The organism is Acinetobacter sp. NIPH 817 (assembly GCF_000368405.1).
Lineage (GTDB): Bacteria > Pseudomonadota > Gammaproteobacteria > Pseudomonadales > Moraxellaceae > Acinetobacter.
This window is the reverse complement of record NZ_KB849420.1, coordinates 597,705-618,135: the sequence shown is the minus strand read 5'-3', so window position 1 is coordinate 618,135 and position 20,431 is coordinate 597,705. Positions and strand designations below refer to the sequence as shown.

Genomic DNA, 20,431 nt, shown 5'->3' with positions numbered 1-20,431 from the left:
GAGAGATGAAGAAATATCATTTGTTTTAAGTCCGCATAAAACAATGCCAGACTGATGCAAGATGCGCATTTGAGAATTTATAAGCATCTTTATTGTCCTGAAATAACACTAATTTAGTGAATTTCAGTATTGATAAAATGCCCGTAAATTCTCTATTGAGGAAATTAAAGACCGCGTAAAGTTTGCGTAAAATCTAGTTTGAAGGCCTTTAAACTTTAAAATTAACGACTGGATAAAGCGTGCTATCAGCTTTTAAGGTTTCACAAGGCCAAAGTTCATATAAAGGAATTTTTACATCAAGCGCTAAAGGTAATTTTTTAGAATTAAATTGCATATGGTCCAGATTAGTTCCCCATGCAATTAAATCTACATCTAAAGAAATATGATGTGATGGACGAACACGCCCCGAATCTGACTCGAGTTGCTTTAAAAAAGATTCTATTTGATCACACGATAAAGTGCTTTTTAATAGACATGCTGAATTCCAATAATCATCTCCAATACCATCTCGGCATGGAATTTGATAAACAGATGAAAACTGCACTTTCCCCAATGTTGCCAATTGCATATAAGCAAAAGTAAAGTGCTGATCTGCGTCTAAATTACTCGCTAGGGCGAGCGCAAAAATTGTTTCTGGTGCGTTCAAGACGAATTCCTACAGCATTAGCTTCTGCAATGATGGCGGGCTTACGGATGGTTATGGTAATTTTTTCAATTGTTGGAAAGGTTTCAAACAAACATTTCAAAACAAGATGTGCTGCATGTTCAATTAATTCAGGTTTGGCTTGTTGAATGGTTTGAGCCGATAACTCACAAATCTGGGCATAGTTGAGCGTGTCCTCAAGTTTGTCAGACTCTGCTGCTCGGCTCAAATCATTATGGATGGTTAAATCCAACATTAAAGGTTGAATGATTTGTCTTTCCCAGTTGAAACAGCCAATCACTGTCTCAACCTTCAAGCCTTCAATAATAATGGCATCCATAAATTTAAACTGACCTTAGTGCTTTAACAACGAAGCAGGTTCCATATTTTGAACCATTTTCAAACGTTGGTCTGCATAAATATCAGTATATGGTGCGAGTACGCGCATAAAACGATCGAAATAAAGCATTTGCTTAAATAACAAGGCAAAATCTCGAGGGAATTTAATGCCGTGGCGCTCACCAACCCCTACCATATCCATCATGATATCGTTTAAATCAGCTGGATTTGAAGCGAGAATTTGTTGAGGGTCAGACATTAATACGCCATTAAATAAGCGCTCTAAATCTTGTGCCAATACATCAACATCAACTTTGTTATGAGTCATACCCATTTTCTGCATATTTTCAGCCATTGCCTGATAATCAGTTTTTTGCAATGCATCCATAAAGGCCATACATGCTGTCCAAACTTCTGGCTTTAACTGCCCCACAATACCGAAATCGATAAAACCAATTCGACCATCTTCAAGCAACATTAGGTTTCCAGCATGTAAATCTGCATGGAAGCTCTTGCATAGCATTAAACTACCAAACCATGTATTCATGGCAGTAATCAGTACTTGCGATGGATCTTTAGCATATTGTTTTACGACACTAAAGTCAGTCAATGACACACCGTATAGGCGTTGCATGGTCAAAACACGGCGTGTAGAAAACTGATGATAAACCTTAGGTGCAGTCGCAGCTTTGTTTTGTGAAATATTCAGATATTCAATAAAGTCATCTAAGTTTTGTGCTTCTTCAATGAAATCGACTTCACGAACCATACGGCTTTTAATTTCATCAACAATTTCGGAAAGAGCAGCAAATTTTATTTTTGGTACCGCACGTTCAAGTAGCTTGGCAGCCCAATGCACCACACTTAAATCTGTATATAAAATAGTTTCAACGCCAGGCTTTTGTACTTTAATAACAACATCTTCACCTGTGGTCAGCTTAGCTGCATGAACCTGAGCAATTGAAGCAGAAGCTAATGGTTTTTCATCGATGTAGCTAAAAATCTGGCTTAAATCACGCCCTTCAAACTCAGATGCAAGCACACCTTGAATATAACTAAATGGGAGTGTTGGGGTCTGGTCTAAACAACCTTGAAATTCTTCTACATATTCTCGCGGGAAAAGCGATGGAGTACTTGCAATAAACTGACCAAGCTTAATATAAGTTGAACCAAGTGACTCAAAAGTCTCTCGCATGAGTTTGGCATTACTTGGTTTTTCAGTTGCGTATTTAATTCCAGCTTTGGCCGCAACCACTGCTGTTTCACCAATGCGGGCAACCGAACGTAGCCCATCAAACAAAATATTTTTTTTCATATTTCTTCAAAATTAAATCATTCAGGTTGAGTGTAGCAAATTTTGTTTAATTTACTGATTAGCTTGCCTGACAAAGTGGGCAATTTACATCTTTATCAAAACTAACAATACGTTGTGTCATATTTAAACCATCCCACAATAATAGTTTCTGCTTTAAAGGTGTACGATTTAAACCTAAATATAGCAAAGTGTGATGTGCTTGTAATGACGCTATCATTACAGGAGTAGTTGCAAGTACCCCTGACTCTGCACAGCGAAGGCCTTCATTACTATGTTGTTCTTTCGGAAAAAGGCATTCATAACACGCTGAATCTCCTTCAACCATAAACATTTGTGCCTGAAAACCAATTGCTGAAGCGCTAATTAGTGCGACCTGATGCTTCTTACAAGCTGCATTTACTAAATAGCGAGTTGTAAAATTATCACATCCATCTAAAACCACATCTTGGTGTTCAACGAGTCTATCAATGTTATGTTCATCTAAACGTTCGTTGTAGTACTCGACACAGATATAAGGGTTAATTTTCTGTAAACGTTTAGCCAAAATTTCTGCTTTATAACGTCCGATATCTTCATGACCAAATGCAATTTGACGCTGTAAATTACTTATCTCAATAGTATCTGCGTCAATCAGTGTAATTTTCCCAACCCCTGCTCGCGCAAGTAGCTCTGCACTGCTACAGCCTATTCCACCAGCACCTACAATCAGCACATTAGCAAGTTTGAGTTTTTCCTGAGCTTCAATATCCCATCCATCAAGTAAAATCTGACGGCTATAGAGATGCATTTCTTCATCACTTAACTCTACAAAATCGATATCTTGAAGCTCGGTCACGCGTTAATCCTTTCACTTAGAAGCGAAATGATTTTATGACTAAGTTCGTCATTATGAAAGCTATAAAATAGAAACAACTTTTTTATTCTTATAAAGCTTGTTTAATAACATTGCATCTATAAAGCTTTCTGCAACAATAGAAATATCTATTTTCTTTATTACTTAGGCTAAATATGACGCAATCATATATTGCACCAGTAGAGTTAGAAAAAGCTTATCGTTTGTTAAATCATGGTCCAACTGTCCTTGTTTCTGCGCAACATGGCGATGACCGCAACGTGATGGCTGCTGCTTGGGCATGTGCCTTAGAGTTTAAACCAGCCAAAGTGTCCGTGGTTTTAGATAAAAGTACTAAAACCCGACAGCTCGTTGAGCAAAGTGGTTATTTCACCCTACAAGTTCCCTGCTATGCACAGCTCGATCTGACTCATCAACTTGGAACCATTAGTAAGTTGGATGATCCACAAAAACTTGAGCATTGTGGTACTGAACTATTTTATCAAGAAGGTCTTACCAGTCCGCTTGTATCAGGATGCATTGCATGGCTCGTATGTAAACTTATTCCAGAACCGCATAATCAGTCAGCACATGATTTATTTATTGGTTCTGTTGTAGGTGCCTGGGCAGATAGTCGCGTTTTTAGAGATGGGCACTGGTATTTTCAAGATGCACCTAAAGAACTTCGAAGTCTGCATTATATTGCAGGAGGAACGTTTTATTTAATTGGTGAAGAAGTCAAAGCTCAGCTTTAATCATCAAAAAGCTAGCTTTAACTTTCTAAATTTCATTGAAATAAGTTAAAACTAAACAGTTTTAATTGCAAAAGACCGCATAACAATTGCGGTCTTTTGCATTCAGTCACTATTTTTTTAAATCTCATATTTAAACTTGAGCAACTTCACGAGCAATCACTAAACGTTGAATGTCAGAAGCGCCTTCATAAATCTGGCTTACACGAACATCCCGATAAATTCTCTCAACAGGGAAATCACTTACGTAGCCATAACCGCCATGAATCTGAATCGCATCCGAACATACTCGTTCAGCCATAGTAGACGCAAATAGCTTTGCCATTGAAGCTTCTTTTAAACAAGGCAATCCCGCATCTTTTAAAGTTGCAGCATGTAAAACGAGCTGATGTGCAGCTTCAATCTGGGTTGCCATATCGGCTAAGCGAAAACCAACCGCCTGATGCTGAACCAGCTCTACACCAAAGGCTTTACGTTCATTTGCATATTGCACCGCCGCATCAAAAGCAGCTCTTGCCATTCCGACAGACTGAGCAGCAATACCAATACGGCCAGCTGCTAAATTAGAAAGTGCAATTTTATAACCTTCACCTTGTTGCCCTACCAAATTTTCTAACGGAATTCGACAGTCCTCAAAAGTAATGGTCGCTGTGTCTGAAGCATGTTGGCCCATTTTGTCTTCAATTCGAGTCACAAAATAACCTTGTGTGTTCGTCGGCACAAGAAAACACGAAATGCCTTTTTTGCCAGCTTGTTTATCTGTAACCGCAAATACCAAAGCCACTTGGGCGTTTTTACCGCTGGTAATAAATTGTTTTACGCCATTTAAAACCCAATGGTCACCATCTCGCTCAGCTTTACATAAAATTGAGCTCGCATCGGAACCGACATGAGGCTCAGTTAAACAAAAACATCCTAGCCATTCACCAGATGCAAATTTTGGCAAATAGGTTTGTTTTTGCTGCTCTGAACCGTACGCGAGCGTAATACCGCAAATCAATGAATTTTGAACACTTACAATAGTCGAGATAGCACCATCACCTGCGGCAATTTCTTCGATTGCAAGCACCAAAGATACATAATCCATTCCCGCACCGCCCCATTCATTTGGAACGGTCATCCCCATAGCACCTAGTGCACCTAAATCTTTTAATTCCTGAGCAGGAAACTCATGGGTTTTATCGCGATGTGCGGCTGTTGGTTTTAACTGATTCTGCGAGTAGTTTCGCATCATCTCCTGAACCATACTTTGTTCAGCATTTAGAATCATTTCAACATCCTTATTTTTATTATTTTGCTGCCATACGAATTGCACCATCCAAACGAATAACTTCACCATTTAAATATGAGTTTTCAGCAATGTGTGCGACCAAACGAGCAAATTCTTCTGGCTTTCCTAACCGCGATGGATATGGCACCATTTGCCCCAAAGCATCTTGTACATTTTGTGGCATGCCCTTAAGCATTGGAGTTTCCATAATTCCTGGTGCAATGGTCATAATACGAATGGCATGACGCGCTAACTCACGAGCAATCGGCAATGTCATGGCAACAATAGCGCCTTTAGAGGCTGAATAAGCTGCCTGACCAATTTGACCGTCAAATGCCGCAACGGAAGCGGTGTTTACAATTACACCACGGTCTTCTTCACCTGTTTCAACCGTGTTTTTACTCATTGCATCTGCGGCAAAACGCAGCATATTAAATGTACCCGTGACATTGATATTTAAAGTTTTTGCAAACAACCCCAAATCATGAACACCCTCACGGCCAACCACTTTAGCAGAAGGTCCAATACCTGCACAGTTCACTAAACCATGCAAACGACCATGTTTTACTAAGACATCTTTAAAGAACTGTTCAGCAGCAACTTCATCTGTTACATCAAGTTTTACGAAGTCAGCTTTTCCCCCTAATTGTTTTACTTGCTGCTCGCCTGCTTCTACATTCATGTCGACCAATGTGACTGAAGCACCTTGCTGGACTAAATACTCAGCTGTAGCAGCACCTAAACCAGAGCCACCACCTGTAATCACGAAATGTTTCCCTTGAATTTTCATTATTTACGATCCTATAGAAATATTCTTTAAACTTAGTAGTGAGAGTAAAAGTTGTTGTTTTCCGATACAATTTCAAAAAGCCTCAAAATGCTTGCAGCTTTTGATCAATCCAAATTTTAAATATGAAATATTTCACTTGAAATATATGAAGAAAATATGAGTCTTTGACATGGTTGTCCAATCTTCTTTAAGTAAAGGCACAATTTCGATTGCACTAGTCCATGAAGCACTAAGTGCGGCTTATGCCAAAGGCCTAAATACACAAATAATTCTCAATAAAGCAGGCATCCCCACTGAATTACTGTTGTCTCCAAAGGCTCGTGTGCCTGTTACAACATATGCCCAATTGTGGATAGAGCTTGCCAATGCCATGAACGATGAATTTTTTGGCATGGATAGCCACCCTATGCGTCGTGGCAGCTATAAGTTATTGACTAAACTTGTCAGTACGGCCGAAACTTTAGAAAAGGCACTCCACGATATTTTAAAGTTTTTTAACTTTGTTTTAGATGACATGCGTGCAGAACTCATTCGAGATCAAGAAAAAGCTTATTTGGTGATTCATGATCAAAAACAACCTAAACGCATGTTTACCTATGCAACCTTTTTAATGCTGGTACACGGACTTATGTGCTGGTTAGTAGACCAACGAATTGGTTTAAATAATATTAGAATACGTTGTCTTAAACCGAACGATATTCAGGATTATCTCGTACGTTTCGGTGAAGATATTCAATTTAATGCCGAGATAAATCGAGTTGAATTCGATGCTCATTACTTAGATATTAAAATTAAAAAAGATAAAAAAGCGCTTTATGATTTTTTAGAAAAAACACCGCAAAATCTTTTAGTTCGCTTTAAAAATGAAAATGCCTTGAGCGTTCTTATTCGTCGCCATCTATTGAAACTCCATCCCGCGCAATGGCCCGAACTCAAAGATGTTGCAAAACAACTCAATATTTCAGAAGCCACCATTCAGCGCCGACTGAAACATGAAGGGGGCAGTTATCAACAAATTAAAAATGAAATCCGATGTGATATTGCCGTTGAACGTTTAAGTAAAACGAATGATTCAATTCAAGATATTAGTGAAGATTTAAGTTTCCAAGATCCAAGCGCCTTTCACCGTGCCTTTAAAAAATGGACTGGCGTCAGTCCAGGTGCGTATCGGGAAGCGACCTTTAACTCTATAGATTAAATCGTTCTTATTTTATTGATAATGAAGCCAACGTAACCCGATCATTTTGGCCATAGTCTTGAATGGTTTTAATTTCACTAAAACCATGCTCAGCAAATATATTTCGAACAGCTTGCCCCTGATCATAACCATGCTCTAGTGCAATCCAGCCTTGTGGTTTTAACCAGTTTTTCCCTTCAGCGATAATAATTTCAATATCAGCCAGTCCCTGATGATCTGCAACCAATGCACGGCGTGGTTCTGTTGCCAAAGCTTGCATGTGTTCATCTTCAGGGTCAATGTACGGCGGATTAGAAACAATTAAATCAAATTTTTGTGGCTCAAGTGCTTCAAACCAAGCGCCACAAGCGAATTTTACACGTTGCAAATTATGAGCTAGTGCATTTTCTTTTGCGACTTCTAAAGTAGGCGCATAAATATCAGTTGCTGTGACGGTCCAAGTTGGACGTTCACTCGCTAACGCAAGCGCAATTGCACCTGTCCCCGTTCCCAAATCAACAATATTTGCAGTATTTGGCAAATTTAGATTTAAAACGGTTTCAACTAAAATTTCAGTATCCGGACGTGGCACCAAAGTATCAGATGTTACTTTTAAATCGAGCGTCCAAAATGGCTGTGAACCCGTCACATAAGCTAAAGGTTCACCTTTTTGAATACGTTCAAGACCAGCTACATAGTCTTGCTCTTGTTGGGCGGTTAACTCTTGCTCAAGTCTAAACTTTAATTCAAGCGAATTGATTTTTAGAAAATGCTCAAGTAACCAAGCATTTTCTTGTCGTTCATAACTGTCAGGCTCACCACGAATTGCAAGCGCTTGAGCAATATTCATTAGCCGCCATTTTCCTGTGCAAGCATCGCAAGCTGATCTGCCTGATATTCACGATGTAAGCTGTCAAGCAATTCAGTTAAATCACCTTCCATAATCGCATCTAACTTATATAAAGTTAGGTTAATACGGTGGTCAGTCATACGACCTTGTGGATAGTTATACGTACGGATACGTTCAGAACGGTCACCAGAACCGACTAAATCACGACGCATTTCAGAAGTTGCAGCATCAGCCGCTGCACGTTTGGCATTTTCTAAACGCGATACCAAAAGGGCCATCGCTTTAGCTTTGTTTTTATGCTGTGAACGTTCTTCTTGGCACTCAACTACTGTACCTGTTGGAATGTGGGTAATACGTACCGCCGAGTCGGTTTTGTTAATGTGCTGACCACCTGCACCAGATGCACGGTAAGTATCAATACGTAAATCTGCCGGATTAATTTCAGCATTGGTATCAACATCAATTTCAGGCAAAATCGCAACTGTACAAGCTGAAGTATGAACACGACCTTGTGACTCAGTCGCTGGAACACGTTGCACACGATGCGCACCACTTTCAAATTTTAGACGACCATAAACGCCATCGCCATCTACACGGCAAATGACCTCTTTAAAGCCACCATGCTCACCTTCATTTTCAGAAAGTACTTCTATACGCCAATTTTGTGTCTCGGCATATTTACTATACATGCGAAATAAGTCACCAGAGAAAATTGCCGCCTCGTCACCACCCGTTCCAGCGCGAATTTCTAAATAAGCTGCATTAGAGTCATTTGGGTCTTTTGGAATCATCAAAATATTGAGCTGGCTTTCTAACTCTACAAGCAAATCTTTATTTGCTTGAATTTCTTCTTCTGCCATATCTTTAAAGTCAGGATCAGACTTCATCATTTCAGCAGTTTCAATATCTTCTTCTGCTTGACGGTATTTGCCCCAAACTTCGGTAATTTCAGATAAATCACTATGTTCGCGAGACAATTTACGGAAACGTTTGTTATCGGAGATGACTTCCACATCTGCAAGCAACGCGGTAAGTTCTTCATGTCGATCACAGAGTTGATCAAGTCGTAAACGGAGTGACGCTTTCATAAGAGGAAATATCTCAAAAGTCCAAAAAGCTTATCGAATGCTATATAAATAGAAGATAAGCAAAATCGTAAAAATAGCGCATAGTTTACAGATTATGGCGCTTAAATGACATATATAATCAGCCAATTCATCAACTTTCACGGTAAGTAACGGCTGAACGATATAATGATTTCAGATAAGATTTATGCACTGGCCTATAATTTAGCTTTCTCTATAAAAAAATAATAAGCCACGTTTTTCACTCAACTGGTAATAGAGGCTTTATTTATAAAACCTCTATTATCTGGTCTATTTATTTTAATTTTTCTAATAATGTTTTACCCACAAGAACAGCCGAGGCCGGATTTTGCCCAGTAATAAGTTCACGGTCTACCACCACGTTTGGGGTCCACGCAGTTGTATTACTTTGATATTTACCCCCAATTGACTGTAATGCCGTTTGTGGATAGAACTTCATTTCACCACCTTTTAACAAAGCTTTTGCTTGTTCTTCTTCTTGATTGCTAATCACCGTCATCCGATAATTTTTATAAATCCATTCACCAGTTTTGACTGTTTTACCTTGTTCTAGTTGACCAACTACTTCCGAGGCATTAGGTAAAGTTGACATTAAAGCGATAGGACCATGGCAAACCAATGCGGTAGGTTTTCCAGCTTTATGAAAAGCCGTGAGGACTTTGCCGAGCTGTTTATCTTTTAATAAGTCTTGCATGGGCGCATGTCCACCCGGAATATAAATCGCATCAAACTTATCAAACCTGATTTGCTCAATGCGAGACAAACTCAAAACTGGAGAATCTTGAGCAGATGTTAACTTTAGATCATGCAATAAACCTGCATATTGCTTTAACGCTTTTTCATCTTGGTTAAAATACATTGCACTATTTGATGACTCATCTAAAGTCGGAGCTTTCCCATGAGGGGTCGCAAAAGTTACTGTGTGACCTGCATCTAAAAGCATTTTTGTAGGCTGCATCAATTCATTAAGGTAAAAACCTGTTTTAAAAACTTGATTATTCTTTAGCTCTAATTGGGCTTCATCAGACAACACAACCAATACATGAGCTGCATTTGCACTTAACGCTGCTGAAGCGGTAATCATTGCAAACATTATTTTATTTAACATCTTCATTATTCGACCTTCATTCCAAGCATTTGCTGGATTTATAACTGGGATGGCTATATTCTATTTTTACCCCAGAGGTAGAAAAACAACTCCGTTTACAAATCTTTTTTGCGTTTGAGGACAAAATGTCTCGTCAATTTGACTACCTTGCCGATGTTGAAGTGTTTTTAATTGTAGCTGAGAAGCTTTCTATTAGTGCAACTGCAATTCATTTGTCTACGACGCCTTCAGTCATTAGTAGAACAATTACACGGCTGGAGAAAAAATTGGGTATCCAGTTTTTTAGAAGAACGACTCGCCATCTGAGCTTGACGGAAGCAGGCCAACTTTATTACGAAAAAATGCAGCATGCTTTTCAGTTAATTGACCATGCAGAACGTGTAATTCAAGGCGAACAACTACAAATTTGTGGGAAAATCAAATTAAGTGTTCCTACAACGTATGGACATTATCGTTTACCACCCTTACTAGAAAAATTTCTTTTGCAATATCCGGACATTCAAATTGAAATCAGTATTTCTAATCGAAACGTTGATTTAATTGCTGAGGGTTTTGATTTAGCTATTCGTCAAGGACATCTTCCAAATAGCTCTTTTGTGGCTCGACCTTTAGAACAAGCACCTTTAAAACTTGTTGCCTCACCCACTTATTTAAACCGTATGGGTATTCCAAAAACGCTAGAAGAATTAAATCATCATCAGTGTATAGCCTTTGAGTTACCCAGTAATGGCAAGGTCACTCCGTGGTTCCTTAAAGATATAGATCAGGAAATTCAGTGGATACCGACAAATCGGATTTTAGTAAAAGAAGATATTTTAGGAGTCGTGTCTCTTGCTGAAAATGGACTAGGGATATGCCAGAGTTACGACTTTATTGTTAATGAAAAAATTCAACAAGGAACGCTACAGCCTTTACTTGAACGATATGCAGGTCACACACGCCCTTTCTCTTTACTATATGCACAACATAAGCATATGTCTTCTGCGACAAGAGCTTTGATCAATTTTCTCTGTTCAGATCGTGAGTAATCAACTCATAAAAATTAAATGAGATTCATATTTATTTATATGGGTATTAAATATTCTATTTTAATAGAAAACATACAAACCAGACACTAAACTACAATAATGAATTGATGGTTCTCCATATTTTGAGAAACGTGTTTTGTTACATTTGCCGTAACAAAAGATATAGCGTCCTGCTGCTAAGGACACGGAGTAGAAAATGAAATTAAATGCTTGGTTATGTAGTGCTGTTTTAGCAACTTCTATGGTTACTGTAGCGCATGCTGACAACACAACACATGTAGCGGCTGCTTCTGCTCTAGGTAGTGTCGCTGGTACTGCAATTGGTAAAAGCATGGGCGGTACTTCTGGCGCAACAATTGGTGCTGCTTTAGGTGGTGCTGGTGGTGCAGCTGTTGCAAGTGATCGTCGTCACCGTACAGAATCAGCAATTGGCGGTGGTTTAGGTGGTGGTGCTGGTTATACCGTTGGTAAAAGTATGGGTGGTACAAACGGTGGATACATCGGTGCTGCTTTAGGTGCGGCAGGTGGTGGTGCTTTAGGTAATAAAATTTCTAAAGACCGCGATTATGACCGCTCTTCTAAACACTGGAAGAAAAAACACCGTCGTCATCATTAATTAAATTTGATGAAACGACTCTAAGCACCTTCGGGTGCTTTTTTATTAGCATCAACAAATATTCATTACCTCTCCTTTGCTCAGGATTTATCCATAAATTAATAGAAACAATACAAACCGACACAAAACACTCGTATCTCCGTTTGGCTTCTCCATAATTATCACGAAATTTTTTATTACATTTACTTCAAGATAAAAATACTGTCCTTTCAGTAAAAAGGACATGGAGTTCCAAGATGAAAATGAATATTTGGTTAGCTAGTGCAGTACTTGCAACATCGTCTATGGTGACAGTTGCACATGCAGATAATGGTACGCGTGTTGCTGCAACATCTGCTTTAGGTAGTGTAGTTGGTACAGCAATTGGTAAAAGCATGGGTGGCACAACAGGCGCAACAATTGGTGCTGCTTTAGGTGGTGCTGGTGGTGCAGCCGCAGCAAGTGACCGTCGCAATCGTACAGAAGCTGCGATTGGTGGTGCTTTAGGTGGTGGTGCTGGTTATACCGTCGGTAAAAACATGGGCGGTACCAACGGTGGCTATATCGGTGCAGCAGTAGGTGCTGCGGGTGGTTCAGCCCTAGGTCGTAAAGTTTCTGAAGATCGTAACTACGATGATCGCTATGATCGTGGTAGCCGTTACGATCGAGATGATCGTAGATATGATGATGGCGACCGTCGTTATTATAAAGGTGGTCGTCACCGCCACGACAATGGCTTACATCGTGGCTGGTATAAAAACCGCTAATTCACATATGAAACAAAAGAGCACCTTCGGGTGCTTTTTTATTAAGAGGTAAAATTTAATATCGAAAAAAAACGATATACATTACCCATTATATATCGTAGTATTTCGATATATCCCTATTCGAGAATATCGCATGCGATCACTTCAAGATACCAAGTTTTCAATTTTAGAACTTGCTCCCATTCGTAATGATAAAACCATCGAATTTTCGTTACGTCACGCATTAGAGTTAGCACAACATGCAGAGAAACTAGGTTTTGAACGTTTCTGGCTTGCAGAACATCACAACATGGATGGAATTGCGAGCTCTGCTACAGCGGTTTTACTCGGTTTTATTGCAGCACATACACAGCATATTCGTTTAGGTTCCGGCGGCATTATGCTTCCTAACCATGCTCCTTTAGTTGTCGCAGAACAATTTGGAACACTTGCTACATTATATCCAAACCGTATTGAACTTGGCTTAGGCCGTGCTCCTGGCACAGATCAACTTACCATGCGAGCTTTACGTCGTGGTCATCAAGAAACAGAAGATCAATTTCCAAGAGATGTTGTCGAAATCTTAAAATATTTTGATGCCCCTCAGGCAGGGCAAAAGATTATTGCAACACCGGGGCAAAATACCCATGTTCCTGTTTGGTTACTTGGATCTAGTCTTTTTAGTGCGCAACTCGCAGCGAAACTTGGACTTCCCTACTCATTTGCATCTCATTTTGCACCACGTATGTTAGGTCAAGCGATTCAGCTCTATCGAGAAAACTTTGAGCCTTCTGAGTATTTAGATAAACCTTATGTTTCTATGGGTGTACCTGTTGTTGTGGCAGATACAGATGAGGAAGCTCAGTTCTTAGCAACGAGTGCGTACCAACGTGTATTAGGTTTAATTCGTGGCGAAAGTTTAAAGCTTAAACCACCGGTTGAATCAATGCAGGGATTATGGAATACAGCAGAACAGCTTTCTGTTGAAAATTTCTATGCAATGGCTCAAATTGGTTCTGTAGATACAGTTCGCTCTGGTTTACAAAAACTTTTAGCGACATACGATGTTGATGAATTTATTTTCACATGCGATGTATACGATACAGCTAAACGTTTAGAAAGCTTTACACAACTAATGAACGTAAAAACAGAACATTAAACTCCGCTTCGCATGCCCATACTTGAATTGATTTCGAGTATGGGATGACCATCTATCTGAAAAGACTTTACCCCAACTTCCTGCTTGGTTATTTATATTAAAACGATAAAAACATCATGATTTAAAAACCAAAAGGACTTTTGGAAAAATGAGTATTAATATTAAAAATAACACTTCAAAATCAGTAATTTTTCAAAATACCTCTCAAGATTTTGAAGACTTTACTGGTCAAGTGATTTCATCAACCTCAATTAAAGAATTTGATTTTTCACATTCATCTGTCGCGATTATTGGTACAAATCAAGATACCGTGACCCATCTTGAAAAAATCTGTCAACAAGCAAAATTTGTGACCGTATTTCAAATCACACCTCACTTTATTTTGCCCCACAGTCAAATGGGCACAAATAAGTTAATTACCCATCCTCTCATTATCAAAAACCGGAGATTATTTAACAATCGAGTAAAAAGTCTTTTGGCTTTACGTTTTCTTGATACTCAGGTGAGTGAAACATGGCTTAAGCGCCTTTTAACACCCAATATGGCAACGGCTAAAAAAGTATTTTTTAAATCTGATAGCTATTATGCGGCACTTCAAAAATCCAACTGTAAATTACAAACTTGGCCGATTGTTAAAGTTAACCATAAATCAATTCATAGTATGGACGGCATAGAACAACCTGTTGATATCATCATTAGAACAACCGCATAAAAATAAAAAAAGCATGGTTTTTAAGCCATGCTTTTTTATTTACTCATACTTTTGCAAATTGCCATGATCATCATAATGCAAAATGACACGTTGTTTCTTTTGCAACTCACTTAACATCCCGGAACTAACCGAAAATTGGGTAGCTAACAGTTCAACAGAACTATTAGGTGCCTTAACTCTTCGGTCCTCACCACTAAATCTAATCCAGTTATAACTAGCCCATAAAATTAAAATGAGCGCACTAATTCCAATGAGCAAAGCTAAATGTAATAAAGTCTTAACTTCTGATATATGGTCAACCCAGACATAATCATAAATTAAGTGTCCTTCAAAAACCCATAAAAACAGAGAAACCAGTGGAAACAACAACCACATCAAACAAAACCAACCGATGGTTTGTAATGTATAGTTTGCCGTTTTATTTTTGACGTATTCTGGCTGGTCAATATATTCAGGGATATCTAACGTTTCGACATCCTTATTTTCCTCAGGTTTCATGGGTTATCTCCACGGAAGCCTCGGTCTGGGCTTACCCAGCGGGCACGTTTTTTAGTGTTAAATAAAGTCTTTGGTACCGCAACAACACTTGTGAACAAAGTCAGTAGCCAGAAAAATAACGGATACCAAATGACCCAAAAATAATTTCTAAAGAAGCGGCTACGGTCATAGCGTTGATCAATCCACAGACTCACCAAAAACTGGATTAAACATGTGCCACCGAGTATTACACCGTACCACTGTGGCATAAGCGTTTTGATCTGCCATTGCTGAGGCAACTCAATAAACAATCCCACAAAAAATAGCGTAAAGATCAGAATCATGACATAAGACCAGATAATACTGACTAGCGCCTCAATCATGACTGGCCACATTCTGCGAACACGCAGTTTGAACATTTGTGGAATATATTCTATAAGAACCTCTACCCCACCTTGAGCCCAACGAAGGCGTTGCTTCCATAACCCTTTAAATGTCTCAGGCATATAGATATAACAAAGCGCTTGTGGAATATACTGAATATCCCAATGGTCGAGCTGTAGCTTCCATGAAATATCAATATCTTCGGTAATTTTATCGTCTGACCAAAAACCGACTCGAACGAGTGCTGTTTTACGAAATGCCGCAATCACACCCGATACTGTAAAAATACGACCATATGTACGCTGCGCACGTTTAATCAAACCAATAATCGAAGAAAACTCACCAACCTGTAATTTTCCTAAAATACTAGATCGGTTTAAAATTCGTGGGTTGCCCGTTACCGCACCAATTCGCGGAAAGTTAATAAATGGCTGCATTAACCAAAGTACGGCGTGCGGATGTAACAATGCATCGCCATCAATACAAACAAGATATTCGTATTTACTCACCAATACTCCCGATCTTAAAGCTACGGCCTTACCCTGATTTTCTGCTAAGTGCACAACCCGAAGTCGTGAATCTTGTGCTGACAATTCATCTAGAATTTCAGCTGTCCTGTCACTACTTCCATCATTAACGGCGATCACTTCAAAATTAGGATATTTGGTTTGCAGTGCATAACGAATTGTTTGGCGTACTTGGGCTTCTTCGTTAAAACACGGAATGATGATACTGCATCCTTCGCTGGTCGGTTCAGGAAGTGCTTGTTCGCGGTATTCTCTTTTAAAGAAGAACCAAAGTCCCCCTACCATCCATGTCCAAGCCATCAGTAAGGGATATAAAAAGGCAAAAGCAAATAGAATATCAAGTAATACTCTCATTACTTTTTCCCCTCTACCAATTCAGCAAAAGGCTGATACATCACAGGACTAGCATTCAGACTAATTGGATTATACAAATATTGATGAACATCTTTTGATTTTTCAAAGTCATAGCCATCGATACCAAATTTCTGGATTCCTACTCGCTGAATCGAAAAAAGTCCTTGCTGTACTTCTTCCCAAGCAGTTTTTTGCGAGTTTTCTGGTAATTCTAAAGTCAGCATTATTCTTTGCTTATCATTTTCATTAAGTGTATTTAAAAGCATTAGCAACTCATTAAATTGCTTTTTCTTGCCAATCACATCGAACTTCAAATTGACTAAATCATTTTGTAATAAAAGCGTTTTTATAAGCTCAGGTAGCTTTTCCACATGATCTAAATCAGGTTTAAGCAATAAACTAAACTGCGCCTGATTACTCATATTTAAATAAGGTTTTACCGCTTTTTTAGTCATTTGACTCAGTTGTGCGAGCTGTTTTGATTGCTCAATACAACTGTTTTCTTGCACTGTTATTTTTTGCATTGCGCAGTTTAAAGCTGTTCCTGCATTGAGTTGAACACCACTTAAATTACTGTTAAAGCGTGCTATATCTTTAGCCAAATCTACTGTTAAAAATGGCTTATCTTTTTGAGGATAAGCTGGCAGTTCTAATATTACCGATTGACCTGCCCGAGTTTGAGCCTGCCATAAACTACGGTTTAAAATATCTTGTTGAACAGGCATTTTATTTGTAGGGAAATAAGCAACATCGTATTGTCCATCTCCGTCTTTATCTTCCAAAGGCTTTAAGATTAGAGCATTGTTTTTTAGGCTATATAGTTTTGATAACAACTGCCCTAGTTTTTCATCGGTCTGAGCATTTTGTGGAGCTGCTAACTGCTTTAAATCCATACTCACAAAATGACGAGGTTGCTTAAATAAATCTGACTCTTCGAAATTCAGAATATTTAACATACCTTCGGTGAGCTGTTCAGCTGTAGGGTTACCTATAACTAAGCTTCGCTTAAATGTTGAATCACTCACCCGATTCATACCATCACGGCCCAAACTGAAGGAAAAATCAAAACCTGCTTGCTGCGCTAGTTTTTCCAGTTGCTCATTCACAGCACCATAAGGCCAAATAATTGCTTTCGGATTAACACCGACTTCTTTTTTCAAAACGGCGTAGGATTTTTTCAAATCCTGCAAAATACGTTGTTGATATTCTGCATCTGTTTCATAACGTGATTGCGATTTTAAATAGGCATAAGAAGTTGCAGCTGGTTGCTCATTGCCTTGAGGATTGGCCAATACGCCATGATGCAAATCGTCACTATGGCTTGCAAACTCGGCTAAGCCCGATGCTTGCATTTCACGAACTTGAGCCCAGTTCACCAAGTTACCCTGCCCATAAGCTTCATAAGCTGCCTGAGTATTGCCATTTAACCAACTGGTTGGAAGAGCAAAAACTGCTGGAATTTTATATTGCTTAAGTAAAGGAAATACTCGGCTATAACTACTCAATGCACCATCATCGAAGGTAAGTAGAATAGAGTTATGAGGCAATTCTTTACCTTGCTTACGCGCCTCTTCAATATCTTTTAAGCGAATCGGTTTCCAATCAGACTGACTGAGCCAATCGAGAAACTGCGCCAGATTATTGGTCTGAATCGCATAAACATCGCGGTCACCTTCCTTTAATACGTCATCTCGTACATCATGAAAAGTTAAAGAAACTGTATGATTTTTTGGTAGTTCAGTTTCAATGCGGGCATGAGAAAATTGTACGGGTAATAATGTTGAAGCAAACACACAGCTCAACATTTTTGACTTCATATTATTCATTAAAAACGCCCTTCAAATCCGAAAATACCGTAGGTATGTTGTTCATCATGACCATCGTATGGATGGTATTGCCAACCAATTCCATAATTAAGTTGCCAGGTCCGTGAGAGCTGCCATTGATGTTGATATTGCAAAGAATATGTTGGTCGAGCTGAGTAATCTGCTTGTTTATAAAGCCCGACTCCAGCTTCAAAATGCTGCTTAAATGAGCGTTCGTATTCTCGCCAAGTGACCCAGTCATGACTTAAATTCAACTCAGCACTGTAGTGATTGCTTGGGCTAAAGTAAGCTGTCTGATCTTGGCTATTACTGCCATAAAATCCACGAACGGTTCCGTAAGTAATATGGTGAGGCGCATCAAATAATCGCTCGCGCCAAAAAGTAGAAAATTCTTGTTGTTTATTACCATCGCTTATATCGGTTAAGCCATAACTCGCCCCAATTTGACGTGACTCATCTTTTTGCCATGTCAAAGCGGCACGGTAAGCTTGTCCATCCTCACCAGCGTCAATTGCCTGCAATGGAATATTAGCTTGACTGTCATATTGCAATTGATATTGCCAGTGATCATTTAACCATTGCGACCAATCAAGACGAACTCCTGCTTGTCCACCATCTGTACTTTGCGACAAAATTGCCGACAATGCCTTACGATTCGCTTGCCATTCAGCGCCGACCCCATAACGTTGGTCATGCACATCACCAAAACGGTATTCTCCGTAACGATCTTGATGCCAAGCAAATAGACGATAATTATCTTTAATCCACGGGCTATTAATACGAGTTTCCATTTCGCGGTCTTTTAAACCATTTTGCCCACTCACAGAATCACTATTCTCTGCTTTACTTTGGCCCCAAGTTGTTGAGTGCGAGATGGTTGCTCTATCACGATCGTCTAACTCTTTTCGACTTTTAACTACACCGCTATCTTCAGGATAATATTGCAAAAGAGTTTCTGTGCTTTTGCGCCACTCAGGAATATCCCCTAACGCCTGAGCATTTTGCATCTGGTTAATTCGAGTATCTTTAGCAACTGGTGTTAAGCCATTTAAACGATCAATTGTTTGTTTGGACTGTAAAGGTTTATCTCTCCAACGCTCAACACGAGCAAGGTTATTAATTAAGCCTTCGTTGGCAGGTGCAAGATCTACTTGTTTCTGGAAATGTTTTTCTGATTGATCCAAATGATTTGCATAAGCTAAATGCATACCTTGTAAAGCAATATAATCATCACGATCAGGGTGGCTCGATTTATCCACCCCTTTGGCTTGACTATATTTATACGTAGGGATTAACCGATCAACATCACTTAAAAGTTGTTCAGCTTGTTTATATTTTTCTTGTTCAATATATGAGTAATACAGTCCGGTATATACCGTCATATCTGAATAGTTTTTTTCAGTCAGTAAGGTGCTAAAAGCAAGCTCAGCTTGTTGCGGCAGTCTTTCAGCCAAATAGCTATCAGCGATCGCATGACGAATATAGGCAGGTAGTTTTTCTAGAGGTATATTTAATTTAGTAAATTGATCTAATACCGTACGGTTACGCCCGCGGAAATCTAACGCATATATATAGTCATAATGGAATCTTAAATAATTAGGATCTGACGGTTGAATCAAAAGCTGCATTTGCTCGCCTTGCTTCAACACAGCATCAAGCTCAGCAAAAGCTTCACTATCTGCCATGCCTTCCCGATTCAAAAATTTATAACGAGTAATTGCGTTATTTACACGTTGAGAAAATTCACTGACTTGTAGCCAGTGTTGCAACGATTCTGTTTGTGGATTTTTATCGCTGGCAAGCAATAACTGCTGAGCCTTGTTATAGGCCCCTACAGCCGCTAAGTCGTAACTGTATTCTTGTAAAACTGCGAAAGACTTCGGCTGCTGCTCATATGCTTGTTCAATTACAGATAAAGCATCTACAGGCGAATTGATAAGTCGATATGCATAGGCGATTTGTACAAGTTGATCAGTCTTCAGATTTTTAGTATTAATCTTTGCTAACTGTACTTTGCTATTTACAACATCTTTAGCTTCAGCATATAAAACTGCTAGCAAAATCTGTCCATCAGGCGTTTTTTGAATATTAAATTTATTTGACCAAGCAATCGCATCTTTAAAGTGTTTAAAATCACGTAAATTACGTATTAAAGGTAACTGTCCATATTCTGGAAAAGTAACTAAATTAATATTCGCTAAATGCTGAGAAAAAGTTACTAGATCTTTTTTTTCATTTGACATTACAACTAAATAATCAGCTAGCAATTTTTGATCATGCGGATAGGTTTTTAGCAATTGATCTAGTTGCAATATTGCTTGGTGAGTTTGTCCAGTTTTGTAAGTATGAATAGCTTGCTCTCGCAATTCATCCACTTGAGCGGCATATAAATTAAGTGGCAAGATATATACCAATGAAAAAACACATTTTTTTAGCATTTT

20 protein-coding genes are annotated in these 20,431 nt (G+C 38.9%); 7 read left to right on the top strand and 13 right to left on the bottom strand.

Annotated elements, in window-relative coordinates; translation table 11 throughout:
• Positions 1–208: 208 nt before the first annotated feature.
• Genes F968_RS06655 through F968_RS06640 form a run of 4 tightly spaced genes read right to left on the bottom strand, consistent with a single transcriptional unit; the run spans position 209 to position 3,132 of the window.
• Positions 209–646 carry a 2-amino-4-hydroxy-6-hydroxymethyldihydropteridine diphosphokinase gene (locus F968_RS06655; protein WP_004791499.1) on the bottom strand — a complete coding sequence of 146 codons (438 nt, stop codon included), beginning with the start codon at positions 644–646 and terminating at the stop codon, positions 209–211.
• A complete protein-coding gene (gene folB / locus F968_RS06650) occupies positions 603–983 on the bottom strand; it encodes a dihydroneopterin aldolase (RefSeq protein ID WP_004791498.1) in 381 nt (126 codons plus the stop codon). The genes F968_RS06655 and folB overlap by 44 nt, the downstream gene beginning before the upstream one ends.
• Positions 984–998: 15 nt before the next feature.
• Positions 999–2,297 (bottom strand): ABC1 kinase family protein, encoded by a 1,299-nt coding sequence (locus tag F968_RS06645; RefSeq protein WP_004791497.1) that lies wholly within the window; start codon positions 2,295–2,297, stop codon positions 999–1,001.
• A gap of 58 nt (positions 2,298–2,355) precedes the next feature.
• On the bottom strand, positions 2,356–3,132 hold the full coding sequence (locus tag F968_RS06640) for a HesA/MoeB/ThiF family protein (RefSeq protein WP_004791496.1): 777 nt from the start codon (positions 3,130–3,132) through the stop codon (positions 2,356–2,358).
• Between the two features lie 173 nt (positions 3,133–3,305).
• Here F968_RS06640 and F968_RS06635 point away from each other — a divergent pair, with 173 nt between their 5' ends.
• Positions 3,306–3,884 (top strand): flavin reductase family protein, encoded by a 579-nt coding sequence (locus F968_RS06635; RefSeq protein ID WP_004791495.1) that lies wholly within the window; start codon positions 3,306–3,308, stop codon positions 3,882–3,884.
• A 130-nt stretch (positions 3,885–4,014) separates the two neighbouring features.
• Here F968_RS06635 and F968_RS06630 read toward each other — a convergent pair whose 3' ends face one another.
• Complete coding sequence (locus F968_RS06630) at positions 4,015–5,151, bottom strand: acyl-CoA dehydrogenase family protein (RefSeq protein WP_004791494.1); 1,137 nt, start codon at positions 5,149–5,151, stop codon at positions 4,015–4,017.
• Positions 5,152–5,170: 19 nt separating this feature from the next.
• On the bottom strand, positions 5,171–5,941 hold the full coding sequence (locus tag F968_RS06625) for a 3-hydroxyacyl-CoA dehydrogenase (RefSeq protein ID WP_004791493.1): 771 nt from the start codon (positions 5,939–5,941) through the stop codon (positions 5,171–5,173).
• Between the two features lie 169 nt (positions 5,942–6,110).
• Here F968_RS06625 and F968_RS06620 point away from each other — a divergent pair, with 169 nt between their 5' ends.
• On the top strand, positions 6,111–7,139 hold the full coding sequence (locus F968_RS06620; RefSeq protein ID WP_004791492.1) for an AraC family transcriptional regulator: 1,029 nt from the start codon (positions 6,111–6,113) through the stop codon (positions 7,137–7,139).
• A 7-nt stretch (positions 7,140–7,146) separates the two neighbouring features.
• On the opposite strand, the gene prmC is transcribed toward F968_RS06620, so the two are convergent.
• The 3 genes from prmC to F968_RS06605 all read right to left on the bottom strand — a co-directional run bounded on the left by prmC (position 7,147) and on the right by F968_RS06605 (position 10,188).
• Complete coding sequence (gene prmC, locus F968_RS06615) at positions 7,147–7,968, bottom strand: peptide chain release factor N(5)-glutamine methyltransferase (RefSeq protein ID WP_004791491.1); 822 nt, start codon at positions 7,966–7,968, stop codon at positions 7,147–7,149.
• Positions 7,968–9,056 carry a peptide chain release factor 1 gene (gene prfA, locus F968_RS06610; RefSeq protein WP_004791490.1) on the bottom strand — a complete coding sequence of 363 codons (1,089 nt, stop codon included), beginning with the start codon at positions 9,054–9,056 and terminating at the stop codon, positions 7,968–7,970. Before prfA ends, prmC begins: the two co-directional genes overlap by 1 nt.
• A gap of 292 nt (positions 9,057–9,348) precedes the next feature.
• A complete protein-coding gene (locus tag F968_RS06605; RefSeq protein WP_004791489.1) occupies positions 9,349–10,188 on the bottom strand; it encodes a type 1 glutamine amidotransferase domain-containing protein in 840 nt (279 codons plus the stop codon).
• A 119-nt stretch (positions 10,189–10,307) separates the two neighbouring features.
• Here F968_RS06605 and F968_RS06600 point away from each other — a divergent pair, with 119 nt between their 5' ends.
• The 5 genes from F968_RS06600 (at position 10,308) to F968_RS06580 (ending at position 14,422) form a co-directional block, all read left to right on the top strand.
• Positions 10,308–11,210, top strand: a complete 903-nt coding sequence (locus F968_RS06600) for a LysR family transcriptional regulator (RefSeq protein ID WP_004791488.1) — start codon at positions 10,308–10,310, stop codon at positions 11,208–11,210.
• A gap of 196 nt (positions 11,211–11,406) precedes the next feature.
• Positions 11,407–11,826 (top strand): glycine zipper domain-containing protein, encoded by a 420-nt coding sequence (locus tag F968_RS06595; protein WP_004791486.1) that lies wholly within the window; start codon positions 11,407–11,409, stop codon positions 11,824–11,826.
• A 236-nt stretch (positions 11,827–12,062) separates the two neighbouring features.
• Positions 12,063–12,572 carry a glycine zipper domain-containing protein gene (locus F968_RS06590; RefSeq protein WP_004791484.1) on the top strand — a complete coding sequence of 170 codons (510 nt, stop codon included), beginning with the start codon at positions 12,063–12,065 and terminating at the stop codon, positions 12,570–12,572.
• Between the two features lie 133 nt (positions 12,573–12,705).
• Positions 12,706–13,710, top strand: coding sequence for an LLM class flavin-dependent oxidoreductase (locus F968_RS06585; RefSeq protein ID WP_004791482.1), 1,005 nt, complete (start codon positions 12,706–12,708; stop codon positions 13,708–13,710).
• Positions 13,711–13,858: 148 nt separating this feature from the next.
• Entirely contained in the window at positions 13,859–14,422 is a 564-nt protein-coding gene (locus F968_RS06580) for an NAD(P)/FAD-dependent oxidoreductase (protein ID WP_004791480.1), read from the top strand.
• A gap of 39 nt (positions 14,423–14,461) precedes the next feature.
• On the opposite strand, the gene pgaD is transcribed toward F968_RS06580, so the two are convergent.
• Genes pgaD through pgaA form a run of 4 tightly spaced genes read right to left on the bottom strand, consistent with a single transcriptional unit; the run spans position 14,462 to position 20,428 of the window.
• Positions 14,462–14,920, bottom strand: coding sequence for a poly-beta-1,6-N-acetyl-D-glucosamine biosynthesis protein PgaD (pgaD, locus tag F968_RS06575; RefSeq protein ID WP_004791478.1), 459 nt, complete (start codon positions 14,918–14,920; stop codon positions 14,462–14,464).
• Positions 14,917–16,164 (bottom strand): poly-beta-1,6-N-acetyl-D-glucosamine synthase, encoded by a 1,248-nt coding sequence (gene pgaC, locus F968_RS06570; RefSeq protein WP_004791476.1) that lies wholly within the window; start codon positions 16,162–16,164, stop codon positions 14,917–14,919. Before pgaC ends, pgaD begins: the two co-directional genes overlap by 4 nt.
• Entirely contained in the window at positions 16,164–17,990 is a 1,827-nt protein-coding gene (gene pgaB / locus F968_RS06565) for a poly-beta-1,6-N-acetyl-D-glucosamine N-deacetylase PgaB (protein ID WP_004791474.1), read from the bottom strand. Before pgaB ends, pgaC begins: the two co-directional genes overlap by 1 nt.
• On the bottom strand, positions 17,990–20,428 hold the full coding sequence (pgaA, locus tag F968_RS06560) for a poly-beta-1,6 N-acetyl-D-glucosamine export porin PgaA (protein WP_004791473.1): 2,439 nt from the start codon (positions 20,426–20,428) through the stop codon (positions 17,990–17,992). The genes pgaB and pgaA overlap by 1 nt, the downstream gene beginning before the upstream one ends.
• Positions 20,429–20,431: the final 3 nt, after the last annotated feature.